The 14,787-nt window shown below is 72.0% G+C and carries 12 protein-coding genes; 4 read left to right on the plus strand and 8 right to left on the minus strand.

Translation table 11 applies throughout. From position 1 onward, the window contains the following. Nucleotides 1-115 precede the first annotated feature (115 nt). From ACZ4VI_RS20175 to ACZ4VI_RS20190, 4 genes are all read right to left on the minus strand, one after another. Entirely contained in the window at nt 116-2,056 is a 1,941-nt protein-coding gene (locus tag ACZ4VI_RS20175; protein WP_468000891.1) for a TerD family protein, read from the minus strand. A gap of 91 nt (nt 2,057-2,147) precedes the next feature. Further along, on the minus strand, nt 2,148-2,726 hold the full coding sequence (locus tag ACZ4VI_RS20180; RefSeq protein WP_468000893.1) for a TerD family protein: 579 nt from the start codon (nt 2,724-2,726) through the stop codon (nt 2,148-2,150). Nucleotides 2,727-2,888: 162 nt separating this feature from the next. Beyond that, entirely contained in the window at nt 2,889-5,039 is a 2,151-nt protein-coding gene (uvrB, locus tag ACZ4VI_RS20185; protein WP_468000895.1) for an excinuclease ABC subunit UvrB, read from the minus strand. A 76-nt stretch (nt 5,040-5,115) separates the two neighbouring features. Further along, on the minus strand, nt 5,116-6,021 hold the full coding sequence (locus tag ACZ4VI_RS20190) for an MHYT domain-containing protein (RefSeq protein ID WP_468000897.1): 906 nt from the start codon (nt 6,019-6,021) through the stop codon (nt 5,116-5,118). Between the two features lie 193 nt (nt 6,022-6,214). Here ACZ4VI_RS20190 and ACZ4VI_RS20195 point away from each other — a divergent pair, with 193 nt between their 5' ends. Both ACZ4VI_RS20195 and ACZ4VI_RS20200 read left to right on the plus strand, forming a co-directional pair. Further along, complete coding sequence (locus tag ACZ4VI_RS20195) at nt 6,215-6,748, plus strand: methylated-DNA--[protein]-cysteine S-methyltransferase (RefSeq protein WP_468000899.1); 534 nt, start codon at nt 6,215-6,217, stop codon at nt 6,746-6,748. A 30-nt stretch (nt 6,749-6,778) separates the two neighbouring features. Further along, complete coding sequence (locus tag ACZ4VI_RS20200) at nt 6,779-8,074, plus strand: MFS transporter (protein WP_468000901.1); 1,296 nt, start codon at nt 6,779-6,781, stop codon at nt 8,072-8,074. Nucleotides 8,075-8,174: 100 nt separating this feature from the next. On the opposite strand, the gene ACZ4VI_RS20205 is transcribed toward ACZ4VI_RS20200, so the two are convergent. The 4 genes from ACZ4VI_RS20205 to ACZ4VI_RS20220 all read right to left on the minus strand — a co-directional run bounded on the left by ACZ4VI_RS20205 (nt 8,175) and on the right by ACZ4VI_RS20220 (nt 12,311). Beyond that, nucleotides 8,175-9,140 (minus strand): TolB family protein, encoded by a 966-nt coding sequence (locus tag ACZ4VI_RS20205; RefSeq protein WP_468000903.1) that lies wholly within the window; start codon nt 9,138-9,140, stop codon nt 8,175-8,177. Continuing rightward, complete coding sequence (locus ACZ4VI_RS20210; RefSeq protein WP_468000905.1) at nt 9,137-10,411, minus strand: MFS transporter; 1,275 nt, start codon at nt 10,409-10,411, stop codon at nt 9,137-9,139. The genes ACZ4VI_RS20205 and ACZ4VI_RS20210 overlap by 4 nt, the downstream gene beginning before the upstream one ends. After that, complete coding sequence (locus ACZ4VI_RS20215; RefSeq protein ID WP_468000907.1) at nt 10,411-11,742, minus strand: discoidin domain-containing protein; 1,332 nt, start codon at nt 11,740-11,742, stop codon at nt 10,411-10,413. Before ACZ4VI_RS20215 ends, ACZ4VI_RS20210 begins: the two co-directional genes overlap by 1 nt. A 212-nt stretch (nt 11,743-11,954) precedes the next feature. Beyond that, the gene (locus tag ACZ4VI_RS20220) at nt 11,955-12,311 is read right to left on the minus strand and encodes a cupin domain-containing protein (RefSeq protein ID WP_468000909.1); all 357 of its coding nucleotides are present in this window, start codon (nt 12,309-12,311) and stop codon (nt 11,955-11,957) included. Between the two features lie 382 nt (nt 12,312-12,693). Here ACZ4VI_RS20220 and ACZ4VI_RS20225 point away from each other — a divergent pair, with 382 nt between their 5' ends. Continuing rightward, nucleotides 12,694-13,560 (plus strand): hypothetical protein, encoded by an 867-nt coding sequence (locus ACZ4VI_RS20225; RefSeq protein WP_468000911.1) that lies wholly within the window; start codon nt 12,694-12,696, stop codon nt 13,558-13,560. Nucleotides 13,561-13,687: 127 nt separating this feature from the next. Further along, nucleotides 13,688-14,758 (plus strand): hypothetical protein, encoded by a 1,071-nt coding sequence (locus ACZ4VI_RS20230; protein WP_468000912.1) that lies wholly within the window; start codon nt 13,688-13,690, stop codon nt 14,756-14,758. Nucleotides 14,759-14,787: the final 29 nt, after the last annotated feature.

Here is a 14,787-nt window from a genome sequence, read left to right on the forward strand (position 1 = left end):
CGTCCGTATTGACGGGAACGCCGCACATGGGGAGTACTCCCCTCCGCGCCGAGAACAGTACCCGAAGAACCAAGAGAAGGTAAAGGTAAGGGCAAAGAGCCCTCAAAGGCGCAGGTCAGCGGCCCCAGTTGTGACGGGCTTCGGCGACCTGCGCAAGGACCTGGGGCAGCACGCGGCTGCCGGGCGGGAAGAGCGGCGGCTCGTACGTCCAGGCATGGCCGACCCACGGGTCGGCGAGGTGATCGTCCGGTACGGGAGTGATCCGCAGCAGCGAACGCCACAGCGGGTCGAGCACCGGGCCGTACGCGGAGGCGTCCTCGCGGTCCGCGACCATCAGGAGATGGACGCCGACCGCCGGGCCCTCGTCCGCGAGGTAACGGAGTTGAGTGACCGTCCGGTCGTCGAAACCGTGCGGGAAATCATGGACGATCAGCAGCTGCTCGGCGGTGTCCATGCCGGGCGGCAGCGCGTCGGGGGCGCCCGCCCGCAGCGCCATCTGGACCAGGTCCACACGCTCGGTGAGCTGGGCGAGGACGGCCTGGACCCCGGCCGCTCCGGCGGCCGGCGGACCGGCAAGGACACCCGCCTCGACGAGCGGGGCGAGCGCCGTCGCGCCCGAGCCCGCCGGGTCGAGGACATGGACCGTGAACTCTCCCGGCGGGTACACCGCAAGCAGCCGCGCCGCGTGCGCGACCGCGGTGTCCATCGCGAGCCGGCGCAGCTCGGCCTCGTCGAGCAGCCCCGCCGCCTCGGAGCGCCCTCTTCCGCTGTCCACCCAGAGCCCGCGCTCAAGAGGGAGCCGGACCAGCATGGGGATGCGCAGATCGGTCCGCTCGGGGAGGTGCAGATCGCCCAGGCGCACCGCCATCGGAGCCTCCATGGGGACCCGGTAGGCGTGCCAGACAGGGTTGTCCCAGCGGGCGTAGGCGGCGGGCAGCGCCGGTTCGACGACGTCGGACTCGGCGGCGAGCTGGGCCAGGTCACGGTCCAGCGCCTCCTGGGCGCGTGCGGTCAGCTCGTCGTGCTTGGCGCGGGCCGCCTCGCGGGCGGCGTCCCCGCCGCCGCCGATGCGGCTGCGCGGGTCGGAGAGCACGCTGTCGAGCTCCTTGTCGAGCCGTGACTCGGCGAAGTCGCAGGCGCTGCGGTACGCGGCGGTGGTGCGGGCCAGGTCCTCGAACATGCCCCACACCTGGTTGTAGAGCCGCTCGTCCATGGACCAGCCGCTGGCGTCCCCGGCGACGGGCACGGGCGGGGCCTGCTGCGGCTCGGGTGCGGCGGCCGCCTGCCGGCGGGGATGGGCGTAGCTGATGGGGCCGGTCGTTCCGCCCGCGCCGGTCGCCTGGGCGGGCGGCGCGGGCGGCGGGGTCACCGGCAGGGTGGGAGCCGGGTCCAGGGCGGACATCGGCTCCGGGGCGGACATCGGCTCCGCGGCCGTCGTCGGCGCCGAGTGGCGTACGCGCTCCGTCTCGGGCACGCGTGGAGGCGGGGCGGAGACCGAGCGGGCCAGGCCTCTGGCCACGGCCTCCAGGATCGAGGCGGCCAGGTCGGCGGGGCGCTGGAGACCCTGGTCGCCGAGCATCGCGGCCAGCCCGCCCTCGTACCCCTGGCCCATGGCGCGCACCTTCCAGGCACCCTGGCGGCGGTACAACTCCAGGGCGACGACGGCGGATTCGCGGTCCAGGCCGGTGATCGTGTAGGTGGCGATCTCGGTGCCGTCGAGGCCGGTGACGGCGACGAAGGGGGCCGCGACGGCGCCGAAGCGGGTCGGGCCGCCGACGCCGACGGGCAGCGCCAGCAGGACCGAGAGGCGGTGCACGACCGCGGGGACCGCTTCCAGGTCGACGGCGAGGCGGTGGTCGGCGGCGGCCTGCTGGGAGACGTCGACGCCGGGCAGCGAGGGCGAGCCGGGGTGGGCTATCCACTCGACGCCGGCGACCCGGCCCTGTTCGTCGCCGAGCGTGGCTCCGGCGACGACCGGATGACCGGCCGAGACCCGGATCTCCAGTCGGGTGTCGGGCAGGGGGTGGTTCTGCCCCCGGACCAGCTCGGCCGTCATCGACTCTGTCCCCTCGGATCCAATGGTGATGCGGGACAGCTCCCGGCGGCCTGCTGCCTCCGGGAGCTGTGGGTGCGCCTGCGGTGCCGTCCTAGAGGTGCGGCAGGATCGCGGGCATGAGGTCCTGGAACGTCCGGCCGTTGGCCGGGTTGCCCAGGGCGGTCATCTGCCAGCCGGAGCCCGCCCGGTGCACCTTCGCCATGATCTGCGCGGTGTACTGGCCGCCGCCGTCCAGGGTGTAGCGCGCGAGCTCCTGGCCGTTGGTCTCGTCGACGATCCGGCAGAACGCGTTCTGCACCTCCTGGAACGTCTGCCCGGTGAAGGAGTTCACCGTGAAGACGATCTGGTCGATGTGGACGGGGACGCGCTGGAGGTCGACCAGGATCGCCTCGTCGTCGCCGCCCTGGCCCACGCCGCCCACCAGGTTGTCGCCGGTGTGCCGGACCGAGCCGTCGTCACTGACCAGGTGCCGGAAGAAGACCACGTCCACCGGCTGCTTGTCGGCGAAGAGCACCGCGGAGGCGTCCAGGTCGATCTCGCGCGTACGCGAACCGAACAGGCCGCGGCGGGGTGCCGCCTGCCAGCCGAGCCCCATCCGTACGGACGACAGGCTGCCCCCGCCCTGCTTCTCCAGGCTGATGGCCTGACCCTTGGTCATGTTGACCGTCACGCGCTGTCCCCTCTCTAGCGATCCCCGCCGCCGCCTCCGCTGTGCGTGCGGTTGCCCAGCACCCTACGCAGGGGCAGTGACAACGCAGCAGCCGCGGTCGCGTTTTGTATCGGTCTTGCAACACACCGGGCGCGCGCCGGAGCGTCCGGAGCGCCCGGAACGTCAGGCGAGTCCCGCCTCCTTCATCTGGCGCAACTCCTTCTTCAGCTCCCCCACTTCGTCGCGCAGCCGGGCGGCCACCTCGAACTGGAGCTCCGCCGCTGCGGCGCGCATCCGGTCGGTCATCTCCTCGATGATCGCGGCCAGTTCGGTGGCCGGGCGGTCGCCGAGCTCGACCGTGGTGCCCGCCTTGCCGCCCTTGGCCTTGGCCTTGGCCTTGGCCTTGGTGGAGTGCACGGCGAGGGAGGGGACGGCCGCCTTGGCGCCCTTGCCGTCCTTGCTCTGGCCGATGCCGGTGGCGAGCAGGTCCCTGGTGTCGACCTCCTCGCGGGCGATGGTGGCGACGATGTCGTTGATCTTCTTGCGCAGCGGCTGCGGGTCGATGCCGTTGGCGGTGTTGTACGCGATCTGCTTCTCGCGGCGCCGGTTGGTCTCGTCGATGGCCTTCTCCATCGCCGGCGTGACGGTGTCCGCGTACATGTGGACCTGTCCCGAGACGTTGCGCGCCGCGCGGCCGATGGTCTGGATCAGCGAGGTGCCGGAGCGCAGGAAGCCCTGCTTGTCGGCGTCGAGGATGGCGACGAGCGAGACCTCGGGCAGGTCGAGACCCTCACGGAGCAGGTTGATGCCGACCAGGACGTCGTACTCGCCGGAACGCAGCTCGCGGAGCAGCTCGATACGGCGCAGGGTGTCGACATCGCTGTGCAGATAGCGGACCTGGATGCCGAGCTCCAGGAAGTAGTCGGTGAGGTCCTCGGCCATCTTCTTGGTGAGCGTGGTGACGAGGACCCGCTCGTCCTTCTCGGTGCGCAGCCGGATCTCGTGGACCAGGTCGTCGATCTGGCCCTCGGTGGGCTTGACGACGACCTCGGGGTCGACCAGGCCGGTGGGGCGGATGATCTGCTCGACGAAGCCGTCGGAGCGCGACAGCTCGTACGTGCCGGGGGTGGCCGAGAGGTAGACCGTCTGGCCGATCCGCTTCTGGAACTCCTCCCACTTCAGCGGGCGGTTGTCGAGCGCGGACGGCAGGCGGAAGCCGTGCTCGACGAGGGTGCGCTTGCGTGAGGCGTCGCCCTCGTACATCGCGCCGATCTGCGGCACGGTGACATGCGACTCGTCGATGACGAGGAGGAAGTCCTCGGGGAAGTAGTCGATGAGGGTGTTGGGCGCGGAGCCCGGCTCGCGGCCGTCCAGGTGCAGCGAGTAGTTCTCGATGCCGGAGCAGGAGCCGATCTGCTGCATCATCTCCAGGTCGTACGTGGTGCGCATGCGCAGCCGCTGGGCCTCCAGCAGCTTGCCCTGCTTCTCCAGCTCGGCCAGCCGCTCGGCGAGTTCGGTCTCGATGCCGCGGATGGCGTTCTGCATCCGCTCCGGGCCGGCGATGTAGTGGCTGGCGGGGAAGATGTACAGCTCGTGGTCGTCGCTGATCACCTCGCCGGTGAGCGGGTGCAGCGTGGACAGGGCCTCGATCTCGTCGCCGAACATCTCGATGCGGACGGCGAGCTCCTCGTAGACCGGGAAGATCTCGATGGTGTCGCCGCGGACCCGGAAGGTGCCCCTGGTGAACGCCAGGTCGTTGCGCGTGTACTGGATGTCGACGAAGCGGCGCAGCAGCTGGTCCCGGTCGATCTCCTCGCCGACCTTGAGCGGGACCATCCGGTCCACGTACTCCTGGGGCGTACCGAGGCCGTAGATGCAGGAGACGGAGGCGACCACGACCACGTCACGGCGGGTGAGCAGCGAGTTCGTCGCGGAGTGGCGGAGCCGCTCGACCTCCTCGTTGATCGAGGAGTCCTTCTCGATGTAGGTGTCCGACTGCGGGACGTACGCCTCGGGCTGGTAGTAGTCGTAGTACGAGACGAAGTACTCGACCGCGTTGTTCGGCAGGAGCTCGCGGAACTCGTTCGCCAGCTGGGCGGCCAGCGTCTTGTTCGGCGCCATCACCAGCGTGGGGCGCTGCAGCCTCTCGATCATCCACGCGGTGGTGGCGGACTTGCCGGTGCCGGTCGCGCCGAGGAGGACGACGTCCTTCTCGCCCGCGCGGATGCGCCGCTCGAGGTCGGCGATGGCCGTCGGCTGGTCGCCGCTGGGCTGGTAGGGGCTGACGACCTCGAAAGGCGCCACCGTACGTTCGATCTGGGAAACGGGCCGCATGTGACCACCGTACGACCCCCCACTGACAGTCGGGGCTGACAGCCGGGACTGACAGTCGGATGACGAAGCCGGTTCCTCACCAGTCCTGCGAGTCGTGGGCGCCCCGGCCGACGCGCTTGCGGCCGCCGCGGCCTGCCGGCCGGCGGGCGGCCGACCAGTTCGCGGGCTCGCCGTAGGCCGGTGCGCGGCGCGGCGCGGGCACTCCGGGGCGGTACCCGCCCTGGGCCGCCGGCCGCTGCCAGTCCGGGACGCCCATGACGAGCAGCGGGTCGAACATGACGACGACCGCGGCAAGGAGCAGGAAGACGGCGGGGCCGATCAGCATCGGGAGGAGTAGCGAGGTGGCGGAGTCGCCGCTGCCCATGGCGTCGCCCGGGCCGTGCACATGGACGTTGACGGCCGCCATGGCGGTGTAGTGCATACCACTGACGGCGAGTCCCATCACCAGGCTGGCGCCGAGGCTGGCCGGAAAGCCATGGACCGAGACGGCCGCCCAGAGGGCGGTGGTGGCCGCGACGACGGCGATCACGACGGAGAGGGCGACGGTGAGGGTGTCGTAGTCGATGGTGCCCTGGAGTCGCATCCCCGCCATGCCGAGGTAGTGCATGGTGGCGATGCCCAGGCCGGTGATGGTGCCGCCGGTGACGAGGGTGAGCGCGGTGGCGCCGCGGTAGCCGACGATGAAGATGCCGATGCCCACCATCAGGATGGCGACGCCCAGGCTGGCGAAGGTGAGGGGGCGGTCATAGCTGATGGGCGCCTGTCGGACGGAGAAGCCCATCATCGCGATGAAGTGCATCGTCCAGATGCCGGTCCCTATCGAGGTCGCCCCGAGGGCGAGCCAGCCGGCCTTGAAGGTGTCGCGGTGGCGCAGCGACCTCGTGGTGCAGCGCAGACCCAGGGCACCGCCGAGGCAGGCCATGAGGTAGGCGGCGACCGGAGTGACGAGTCCGTAGCTGAATCCGTCGACCGTGCCCTGCATGAGCGTGAGTCCTCCACCCGTGGTGCAACGTCGTCCGAAAACAGTCGGTACCGCTGAGTAGTCCTGCCGTGGCGAGATTATGGCGCGCGGATGGCCGGACGACCACGAGGTCCGGGAATTGCCGTCGGTGAGACCTTGCCGAGACCGGTCCGTGACGGCCGCGATGTCAGTGGCGGGTCGTACCGTGATCGTCATGGACACCACGGTGGAATGGGCGGTCGTGCCGAGCGACATCGGCCCGCTGATGCTCGCGGCGACCGATCGCGGTCTGGTGAGCGTGGTCTTCCACGCCGACGAGGCCGTGCGGGACGCGGCGCTCGACCGGCTGGCGGGACAGCTCGGCGCGGAGCCGGTGCACAGCGCCTCGGGCCGGCTCGCCGAGCCGATACGGCAGCTCGCGGAGTACTTCGAGGGCGGGCGGCGCACGTTCGACCTGCCCCTCGACTGGACGCTGACGGCCGGCTTCAACCGCCAAGTGCTGCGGGAGCTGGCGGACGGGGTGCCGTTCGGGACCGTCGTGGGGTACGGGGATCTGGCGAAGCGGGTCGGGCAGCCGGGCGCCGCCCAGGCCGTCGGGGCGGCGATGGGCGCCAACCCGCTGCCGGTCGTCGTGCCGTGCCACCGGGTGGTGGAGAGCGACGGCGGGATCGGCGGCTTCGGCGGCGGCCTGGAGACCAAGCGCACGCTGCTGGCCCTGGAGGGCGTTCTGCCGCAACCGCTCTTCTGAGGGGCGGGGACGGCTGGCACACTCACGTAAGTGACCAACACCCCCGACGCTCGTGACGCCGCGCTTCCGGCGGAGATATCCAAGTCCGTCACGGCCGCCTCGCTCCCGTCCCTCCGGCGACGGATCCAGGCCGTGCTGATCGCCGGACAGATCCTCGGCGGGCTCGGTATCGCCACCGGCATCGCCCTCGCCGCCGTCCTGGCCAAGGAGGTCAGCGGCACCGAGGCCCTGTCGGGCCTCGCCTCGACGGCCTCGGTGGCCGGTCCCGCGCTGCTCGCGATGCCGCTGGCCGCCCTGATGGGCTCGCGCGGGCGGCGTCCCGGACTCGTGCTGGCCTATCTCATCGGGGCGCTGGGCGCCGGAGTCGTCGTCCTCGGGGCGGTCATCGACAGTTTCCCGCTGCTCCTCGTCGGCCTGGTCGGGTTCGGTGCCGCGTCCTCGGGGAACCTGGCGGCCAGGTTCGCTGCGGCCGACCTGGCCGAACCGGACCGCCGGGCGCGGGCCATCTCCACCGTCGTCTGGGCCACGACCATCGGCGCCGTCCTCGGCCCCAACATCGCCGCGCCCGCCGGGGAGAGCGTGGAGGGCCTCGGCATCCCGGCGGCCGCCGGGCCCTTCGTCTGGGCGGCCGGCGTCTTCCTGGTCGCCGCGCTCATGGTGACGCTGCTGCTGCGCCCCGACCCGCTGCTGACGGCCCGCGCCCTGGCCGGTCCGGAGGAGAACCAGGAGGCCGACGCCCGCTCGCTGCGGGCGGGGATGCGGGCCGTACGGAAGTCCTCGAAAGCCCGTCTCGCGCTGGTGACGGTGGCCGTCTCGCAGACCGCGATGGTCTCGATCATGTCGATGACCCCGGTGGCACTGAGCCATCACGGGGCCGGGATCCAGCTGATCGGCCTCGTGATCAGCGGGCACATCGCCGGCATGTACGCCTTCTCCCCCGTCATGGGTTGGCTGTCGGACCGTCTCGGCCGGATCTCCGTCATCGGGCTCGCGGTCGGGCTCCTCTCCCTGGCGGCGCTGCTCGCGGGCACGGCGGGTCCGAACCACGGGCAGACCGCGGCGGGCCTCTTCGTCCTCGGCCTGGGCTGGTCGGCGGGCCTGGTGTCGGGCTCAGCACTGCTCACGGACTCCGTTCCGCAGGCAGCCAGGGCCGCGGCGCAGGGCCTTTCGGACTTCATCATGAACACGGCGGCCGGCCTCGGCGGCCTGATGGCAGGGCTGATCGTGGCCCGTGCGGGCTACGGCTGGCTGAACGCGGTGGGAGCGTGTCTGCTGCTGCCGATGGCGGCGCTGGCGGTACGGAGTGTGCTGCGGCGGGCTGCCTGACCGGATCCGTACGGGAATCGGATATGGGATATCGGATCTTGGATCTTGGATCTTGGATCTTGGATCTTGGATCCGATATCCAAGATCCTGGATCCGGTCTTCAGCGCAGGACCGTTGGAGATGTCGCACCGGACGCCAGTCGGTGTGGCGCGCCTGTCCCATCGGCGGGAACGGTCCACACGGCGCCCTCGTGGGCGTACGCGAGGGTGCCGTCGTCCGTCCAGAGCGCCTGGTCGTCGATGCTGCGGTGTTCGGCGAGCGGGTGCTCGCGCAGGGTGCGGAGGTCGAGGACGTACAGCCGCCAGGGCGCGTTCGGATCGTCGGAGACCTTCTTCTTGAAGGCGATCCGGGTGCCGTCCGGTGATAGTGACGGGCACTCGACGTTCTCGCGCAGGGCGCGGGCCGACCATTTCCGCATGTCCCCCTCGACGAGGTAGGTGCGGCCCCTCGTCGCCACGGTGGCGTAGAAGCGGTTGTCGTCGCGGGCGAAGGTGACGCCCCAGTAGTTGACGTCGGGCGCGTGGTGGCGACGGCCGTGGAGGGTGAGCGGGATCTGCTCCATGTTCTTCACGAGATAGCCCGTGTGCAGATCGAGGATCGACGTCCGGGTCGAGAACGCGGAGGCGGCGTAGGAGTCGCCGGTCGCGAACATGGTCCAGGCGAGCATCCGGCCCGAGGCGGAGACCCGGGCCCGGTTGGGGATGCCGGGGAGCGCGATCCGGCGCAGTTCGCGCAGCCGCCGGTCGAGGACGATCGCATACGAGCGGGCCGGCACGCCCGGGCGTCGCTGGAGGCAGAGCGCGGTGGGCCCGGCGGCGTGGAAGCGGTCGCACCGGGGCCCGCCGGCCGTGCGGTACTCCGGCGGGGCGCTCGGTTCCAGGCGGCTGATGCGGCCGCTCGCCGTGTCCCGGACGAAGAGGCGTCCTTCGGCGCCGTCGAGCGTGAAGGCGGGGTCGCCGCCTTGTACGGCGGGGCGCTCCGCGGCCCGGAGGGTGTAGGCCGTCGCCCCGCCGCCCAGCAGGAGCACGGCGAGGACAAGCACCCAGAAGCGGGCGGTGGCGGTCATGTGGGAGACCCTTCCGCAGACGAAGCCGAGGACCAAAGTGGGGCGTCGGGCAGCAGGCGCCAGGCACAGACAAGAGCCGCCGCGAGACCGGCGAGCGCCAGGACGACCGCGGTCGACGGGCCCCAGACCGTCCAGGCGGCCCCGAAGCCGGTGGCGGCGGCCAGCCGGGCCAGGGCCTGGGCGGTCTGGACGAGGGCCAGTCCGCCGGCGCGCCGACCCGCCGGCAGCAGCGGCCCGGTCAGCGCCATCAGGACCCCGTCGGTGGCCGCGTAGAAGACCCCGAGCAGCCCGAGGACGAGACCGGTCAGGAGCGGTCCGGGGCCGGGGACGAGCAGCAGTCCGTACGCGAGGAGCAGGGCCCCGTGCCCGTACAGGAACGGGCGGCGCCGTCCCACGCGGTCGGCGAGGCGGCCGGCCGGGACGGCGAGCAGCAGATAGCAGGCCGCCGCGCCCAGGGGCAGGAACGGGAACCAGGTGACGGCCAGGTCGAAGCGCCGCTGGAGCAGCAGATAGACGAACGCGTCCCCGACGGTGGCGGCGCCGAGCAGGGCGGTGGCGCCGAGGATCCGCCGGTACGCAGGGGAGCGCAGCGGGGCGAACAGCGAGCCCGGCCGTGGACGCGGGCCACCGCCTCCACCGAGACCCGCCCGGCTTCCCGGCACCAGCACCACGAGGAGCAGCACGCCGAGTGCTCCGACGCAGAAGCTCACGACGAACACCGCGTCGTACGCGTCCGCTGTCGCCCACAGCAGGGCGAACGCGGCGAGCGGGCCGAGCAGGGCGCCGGTGGTGTCCATGGCGCGGTGGACGCCGAAGGCGCGGCCCAGGTCCTCGGGCGGCGCGCTGAGGGTGATGAGTGCGTCGCGCGGGGCGGTACGGATGCCCTTGCCGAGCCGGTCGCCCGCGAGCGCCGCCGCGATCAGGCCCGGCGCGCCAGCCGCGAGGAGGAGGCCGAGGCGGGAGCAGGCGGAGAGGGCGTAGCCGAGTCCGGCGACGCGTTTGTGGCGGCCGCCGCGGTCGGCCGCGGCGCCGCCGAGGAGCCGTACGAGGGCGGTGGCGCCGGTGAACAGGCCGTCCAGGAAGCCGAACTGGAGCGGGGTGAGACCGAGTCCGAGGACGAGGTAGAGGGGCAGGACGGCCGTCACCATCTCCGAGGAGACGTCGGTGACCAGGCTGACCGTGCCGAGCGCGAGGACGGTGCCGGAGACGCGCCGCCGGGCCCCGGTGCGGGGCGGCGGCGCGTCCGGGCGACCTGTGGTCGCGAGGTACATCAGTGGCAGGTGTAGGTCGGGCCGGAGTCCTTGACCTGGCCGTCGGTGCCGACGTACTGCCAGGTGTACGTCGTGTCGGTGAAGTCCAGTTTCAGTACGCCGTAGGGCCCGCTGATCCGCTTCTGGGAGTGGGGCTGGACGGTCTCGATCGGATAGGGCTCGGCGCCGCCCATGCCGCCGACGATCTCGACGATGCCGTCGGCCGTGGCCCGTCCGTACGGGTCCTGCGGGGCGAAGCGCTCGTAGTGGTGGTCGTGCCCGTTGAGGACGAGGTCGGCCTTCGCGCCGTAGAGGATCTGCCAGACGGGCCTGGAGACGGGGTCGTTGCCGTGACCGCCGGAGGAGTACAGCGGGTGGTGGAAGTAGGCGGCGACGCAGCCCTTGGTGTTCCGGGCGAGGTCGTCCTTGAGCCACTGGATCTGGGTGGGGTCGTCGAAGGAGTTGGAGTCGAGGGCGATGAAGTGCCAGTTGCCTTCGTCGTAGCTGTAGTACGGCTTGCCCTGCGGGTACGCGATGGCGCCGAAGTAGGCCTTGTAGCCGGCGAGCGGTCCTGCCGGGTCGTACGTCTCGTGGTTGCCGGGCACGGGACGGGTCTTGTCCTTGAAGGCGCCCCAGGTCTTGTCGTAGTAGGCGCGGAAGTCGGAGAGCAGGGCGTCGTCGTACTGGTTGTCGCCCATCGTCAGATAGAACGTCGGATTGATCCGCCGGGCCTGGGCCGCGGTCTTGGGATGGGCACAGGAGCTGCTGGAGGCGGTGCACTGGGCGGCGATGTCGCCGGCCGCGACGACGGTGAAGGCACGGGAGGGCGGGGGCCCGCCGTCGAGGATGCCGTAGACCTCTACTTCGTAGAGGGAGTAGCCGTACGAGGTGCCGCGTACGGTCCCGTACACGCGGAGGAAGCGGCCCTTGCCGCCGAGGCCGGTCCAGTCGTCGGTGCCGCCGTTGCCGGCGGTCTCGGTGGCGAGCCGGGTCCAGGTGGCGCCGTCGGCGGAGATCTCCACGCGGTACGCCTTGGCATGGGCGGCCTCCCAGGAGAGGCGTACGCGCGAGACGGCGGCGGCGGAACCGAGGTCGACCTTGATCCACTGCGGGTCGGCGCCCTCGGCACTGGCCCAGCGGGTGGCTGGGTCGCCGTCGAAGGCCTTGGCCGGGCCGAGGGTGGAGTCCTCGACGGAGGAGGAAGTGGCGGCCCTGCCACGGGAGATCAGCGGGTCGGCGGCGGCGCCGGCCCACCCGGGGTGGGCGAGGAGGAGGCCGCCGATCAGCAGCAGGACGGCGGTGAGGAGAAGGGTCGTGGTGCGACGGGGTGGGGCGGAGGCGTACAGGCGCATACCTGGGCTCCCTGGCCTGAGGGGTCGGCGAGAGCTGGACACCGGTGCAGAGCACCCGCCGGGGCAGGCGGTTGCTACGCGGCCGGGTCAGAGCTCTCGCTGAGCGCGTCACGCCCATGGGAATCGGGCGCCGCGCCAAGCCGCTGCCCGGGATGGTAGCCGACAGGAAACCTTCCTACCAGACCTTCGACTCCCTCTTGGCGCCCGGGAGTTCAGATGCTGATGTGGTACGCCTTGCGCAGCGTCTCGTGGACCGTCCAGGTGGTCCGGTCCCCCTCGCGCAGCACGCACGCGTCACCGGGCCCGATCTCCAGCGTGGCACCGCCCTCGACGGCGACGGTGGCGCGCCCGCTGACGACGACGAAGAGCTCATTTGCCTCGGTGTCGGTCACGACTCCGGGGGTGATCTGCCAGATGCCGCGTACCTGCTTGCCGTCGGCGGACTCCCAGAGGACCTTGCCGGTCACCTCGGGCCTGCCGGAGACGATCTGGTCGGGGTCGAGCGGCTCGGGCTCCAGCTCCGCGTCGGGGATGTGGACGGCGAAGGAGGCCTGGTCATGTGTCGTCATGGGCGGTGACTGTAGCGGGGGCCGAGGGCCGCCCCACGGCCAGGACCGGCTGGAAGAGTCGACTCGCCGAGGCCCCCACTCGGCGTACGTCAGGTCGTGGCCGACCGCGAGGCCGTCGTAGAAGTGGCAGATGGACACCTCGGCCCCCTCGGGGGCGGAACCGCTCATAGGCATACGTCGCCGAGGCAGGCGCAACAGCCTCCTACGGCCGAAAACCGGGCCGGCGGAGCAGGTTACGGACCGATGTCCCCGCTGGTCACGGGAGGCGCCTTTGGTGCACCCAATGTTGGTCGGGGGGATTCCGCCGAGCCCCCTGTCGAGCCTGGCGTGTGCGCGTCAAACTCCCCCTGAACTCCTCCCCCACCTCAGACAGGAGAGTGCGATGCCCGCGTCCGCCTGCCCCCCTCACAAAGCCCGCCGCAAAGCCCGCCGCAAAGCCGTACTGCTGGCGGCCGTCGCCGCCGCCCTCGCGGCCGCCCCCGCGGCCCAGGCCGCAGCTGGACCGGGTGCCCCCGAGCCGATGGCCCCGGGCGCCTCGTACAAGGCCGCGCACGACACCCTCGGCCCGCAGCGCCTCACCCCGGAGCAGCGGAGACTGAGCGACGCCAAGCACGCGGAGGCGACCAGAGCGTACGAGAGCCTCCGCACCCGGGCGGCGCTCGCCGGCTACAAGCTCTCCGGGGGCCTCCACCAGTCGCAGAAGACCTCGTACTGGTGCGGCCCGGCCACCCTCGTGATCACCCAGTCCGCCAGTGACGAGGTAGCCGGCCGCTCGCAGCAGGACGCCGCGACCCTCCTCAGGACGAACTCCAGCGGCACCGCCTGGTACGGCATCAACATCAACGTCCCCAGCCCTACGGGCTACCCGATGGCCGACGCCCTGAACTACCGTCTGCCCGGCGCCGGTTACGTGCCGCGAGCGCTGCCGTACACCCCGACCGCCACAGACAAGGCCACCTTCAGGCAGCACATCACCCACGACACCGACAACGACTACGCGATAGCGGGCAACGCCTGGGAGGTGCCGGGCGGGCCCCACCTCGTCGGCCACCCCAACATCGAGATATTCCACTGGGTCGCGATAGACGGCTACAACACGGACACCGCCGCCGGACAGGTCAACTACCTCGACCCGGTGGGCGGGGTGAGCACGAGCGTCATCTCGTGGGCGGGTTCCGTCCCCAAGTCGGCGCACATCTCGTCCGACACCATCACCACCATCATGGGCGGCCGTGGTTACGTCTGGTAGGCCCTCCTCCTCCCGCGTCGGGTCCTCCCCGGGCCGGTCCTCCCCCGGCCGGGCCCGGACCCTCGCCCTGCTGCTGACGGGTGTCCTTCTCTCGGGATGCTCGTCGGCGCGGTCCGGCCCGGATCCGATGCCGGACAGGGCCTCCACCCCGGCGCAGCCGCGACCGAGCGCGCTCGCCGCCGCGTGCGAGGTGGAGCTGCCCGCCGCCTGGCGCTCCGCGCTCGACGCGGGCGAGCTGCGGACCCCGGCCGGTGAGCGGGCGGCCCTCACCGACACCGGACCCGGCTGGACGGCCGTCCAGCTCACCGGCGGCGACCGGCGGCGCGCCGCGCTCGTACGCGCAGGCGGCGCGCCCCGCGCCCTGCTCGCCCTCGCCGATCCCGTCGAGCACCAGATGCTCTCGGCCGACTTCGACGGCCGCCGGTGGGCCGCGTTCGCCGTCCTGGAAGGACGGACACTGGACAGCCCCTGGAGTCTCTACGTGTGGGACGCCGAGACGGGCTCGTCCCGGCGGCTCGCCCGTTCCACCGCGCCAGGACCGCTCCCCCAGCCCGTCGTCCGCGACGGCACGGTCCACTGGGCGCAGGGCGTCGGTGGCGGCAAGGCGACGGTGTACGCGGCGCCTGCCTCGGGCGGCGCACACCGCGCGCTGCACACGGGCGTGCTGGACGCCCCGTTCGCGGCGGGCGGGCTGCTGGTGTGGCGCGAGTCCGCGGGCTCCGGCACCCGGCTGGCCGCGGTCTCCCTCGTGGACGGGCGGCCCGCCGCGCTGCCCGGCCCGCTCGCCGCGCTCCGGGACATCCGCTCCGTCGTCTCCGACGGCGGGGCAGGCGGGAAGGGCGGAAGAGGCGGGACCTGGGCGTGGGTGGAGGGCGAGACCGCGCCCCGGCTGATGGTGTGGCGGACGGGAGACGCGCGGCCGACGGCGGTCGTGACGACCTCCCCGGCCGTCGACGGCATGGACCAGCTGCGGATCAGCGGCCGCCTGGTCACCTGGCGCACCCCGGAGACCTCCTACGCCCTGGACCTCGGCTCGGGCTCGTACGCACGGATCACTCCGGCGTACGGCTACGCGCAGGCCAGAGGCGGCGCGCTGGCCGTCTCGTACAGCGTGGGCAACGCCAAGGCCCCCGGGTCCCGGCCGGTGATCCAGGTGGTCGACGCGGGGCGGCTGCCCGGACTGCCCCGCTGTGGCTGAAGCTCGCCACCGAGGTTTGAGTGGTCCGT

It is taken from the genome of Streptomyces sp. NPDC029169 (genome assembly GCF_055563935.1).

Excerpts from the sequence above, each read along its gene's own strand:
- ACZ4VI_RS20175 (WP_468000891.1), bottom strand. The coding sequence starts at position 2,056 with ATGACGGCCGAGCTGGTCCGGGGGCAGAACCACCCCCTGCCCGACACC.
- uvrB (WP_468000895.1), bottom strand. The coding sequence starts at position 5,039 with ATGCGGCCCGTTTCCCAGATCGAACGTACGGTGGCGCCTTTCGAGGTC.
- ACZ4VI_RS20190 (WP_468000897.1), bottom strand. The coding sequence starts at position 6,021 with ATGCAGGGCACGGTCGACGGATTCAGCTACGGACTCGTCACTCCGGTC.
- ACZ4VI_RS20195 (WP_468000899.1), top strand. The coding sequence starts at position 6,215 with ATGGACACCACGGTGGAATGGGCGGTCGTGCCGAGCGACATCGGCCCG.
- ACZ4VI_RS20205 (WP_468000903.1), bottom strand. The coding sequence starts at position 9,140 with ATGACCGCCACCGCCCGCTTCTGGGTGCTTGTCCTCGCCGTGCTCCTG.
- ACZ4VI_RS20210 (WP_468000905.1), bottom strand. The coding sequence starts at position 10,411 with ATGTACCTCGCGACCACAGGTCGCCCGGACGCGCCGCCGCCCCGCACC.
- ACZ4VI_RS20215 (WP_468000907.1), bottom strand. The coding sequence starts at position 11,742 with ATGCGCCTGTACGCCTCCGCCCCACCCCGTCGCACCACGACCCTTCTC.
- ACZ4VI_RS20220 (WP_468000909.1), bottom strand. The coding sequence starts at position 12,311 with ATGACGACACATGACCAGGCCTCCTTCGCCGTCCACATCCCCGACGCG.
- ACZ4VI_RS20225 (WP_468000911.1), top strand. The coding sequence starts at position 12,694 with ATGCCCGCGTCCGCCTGCCCCCCTCACAAAGCCCGCCGCAAAGCCCGC.
- ACZ4VI_RS20230 (WP_468000912.1), top strand. The coding sequence starts at position 13,688 with ATGCCGGACAGGGCCTCCACCCCGGCGCAGCCGCGACCGAGCGCGCTC.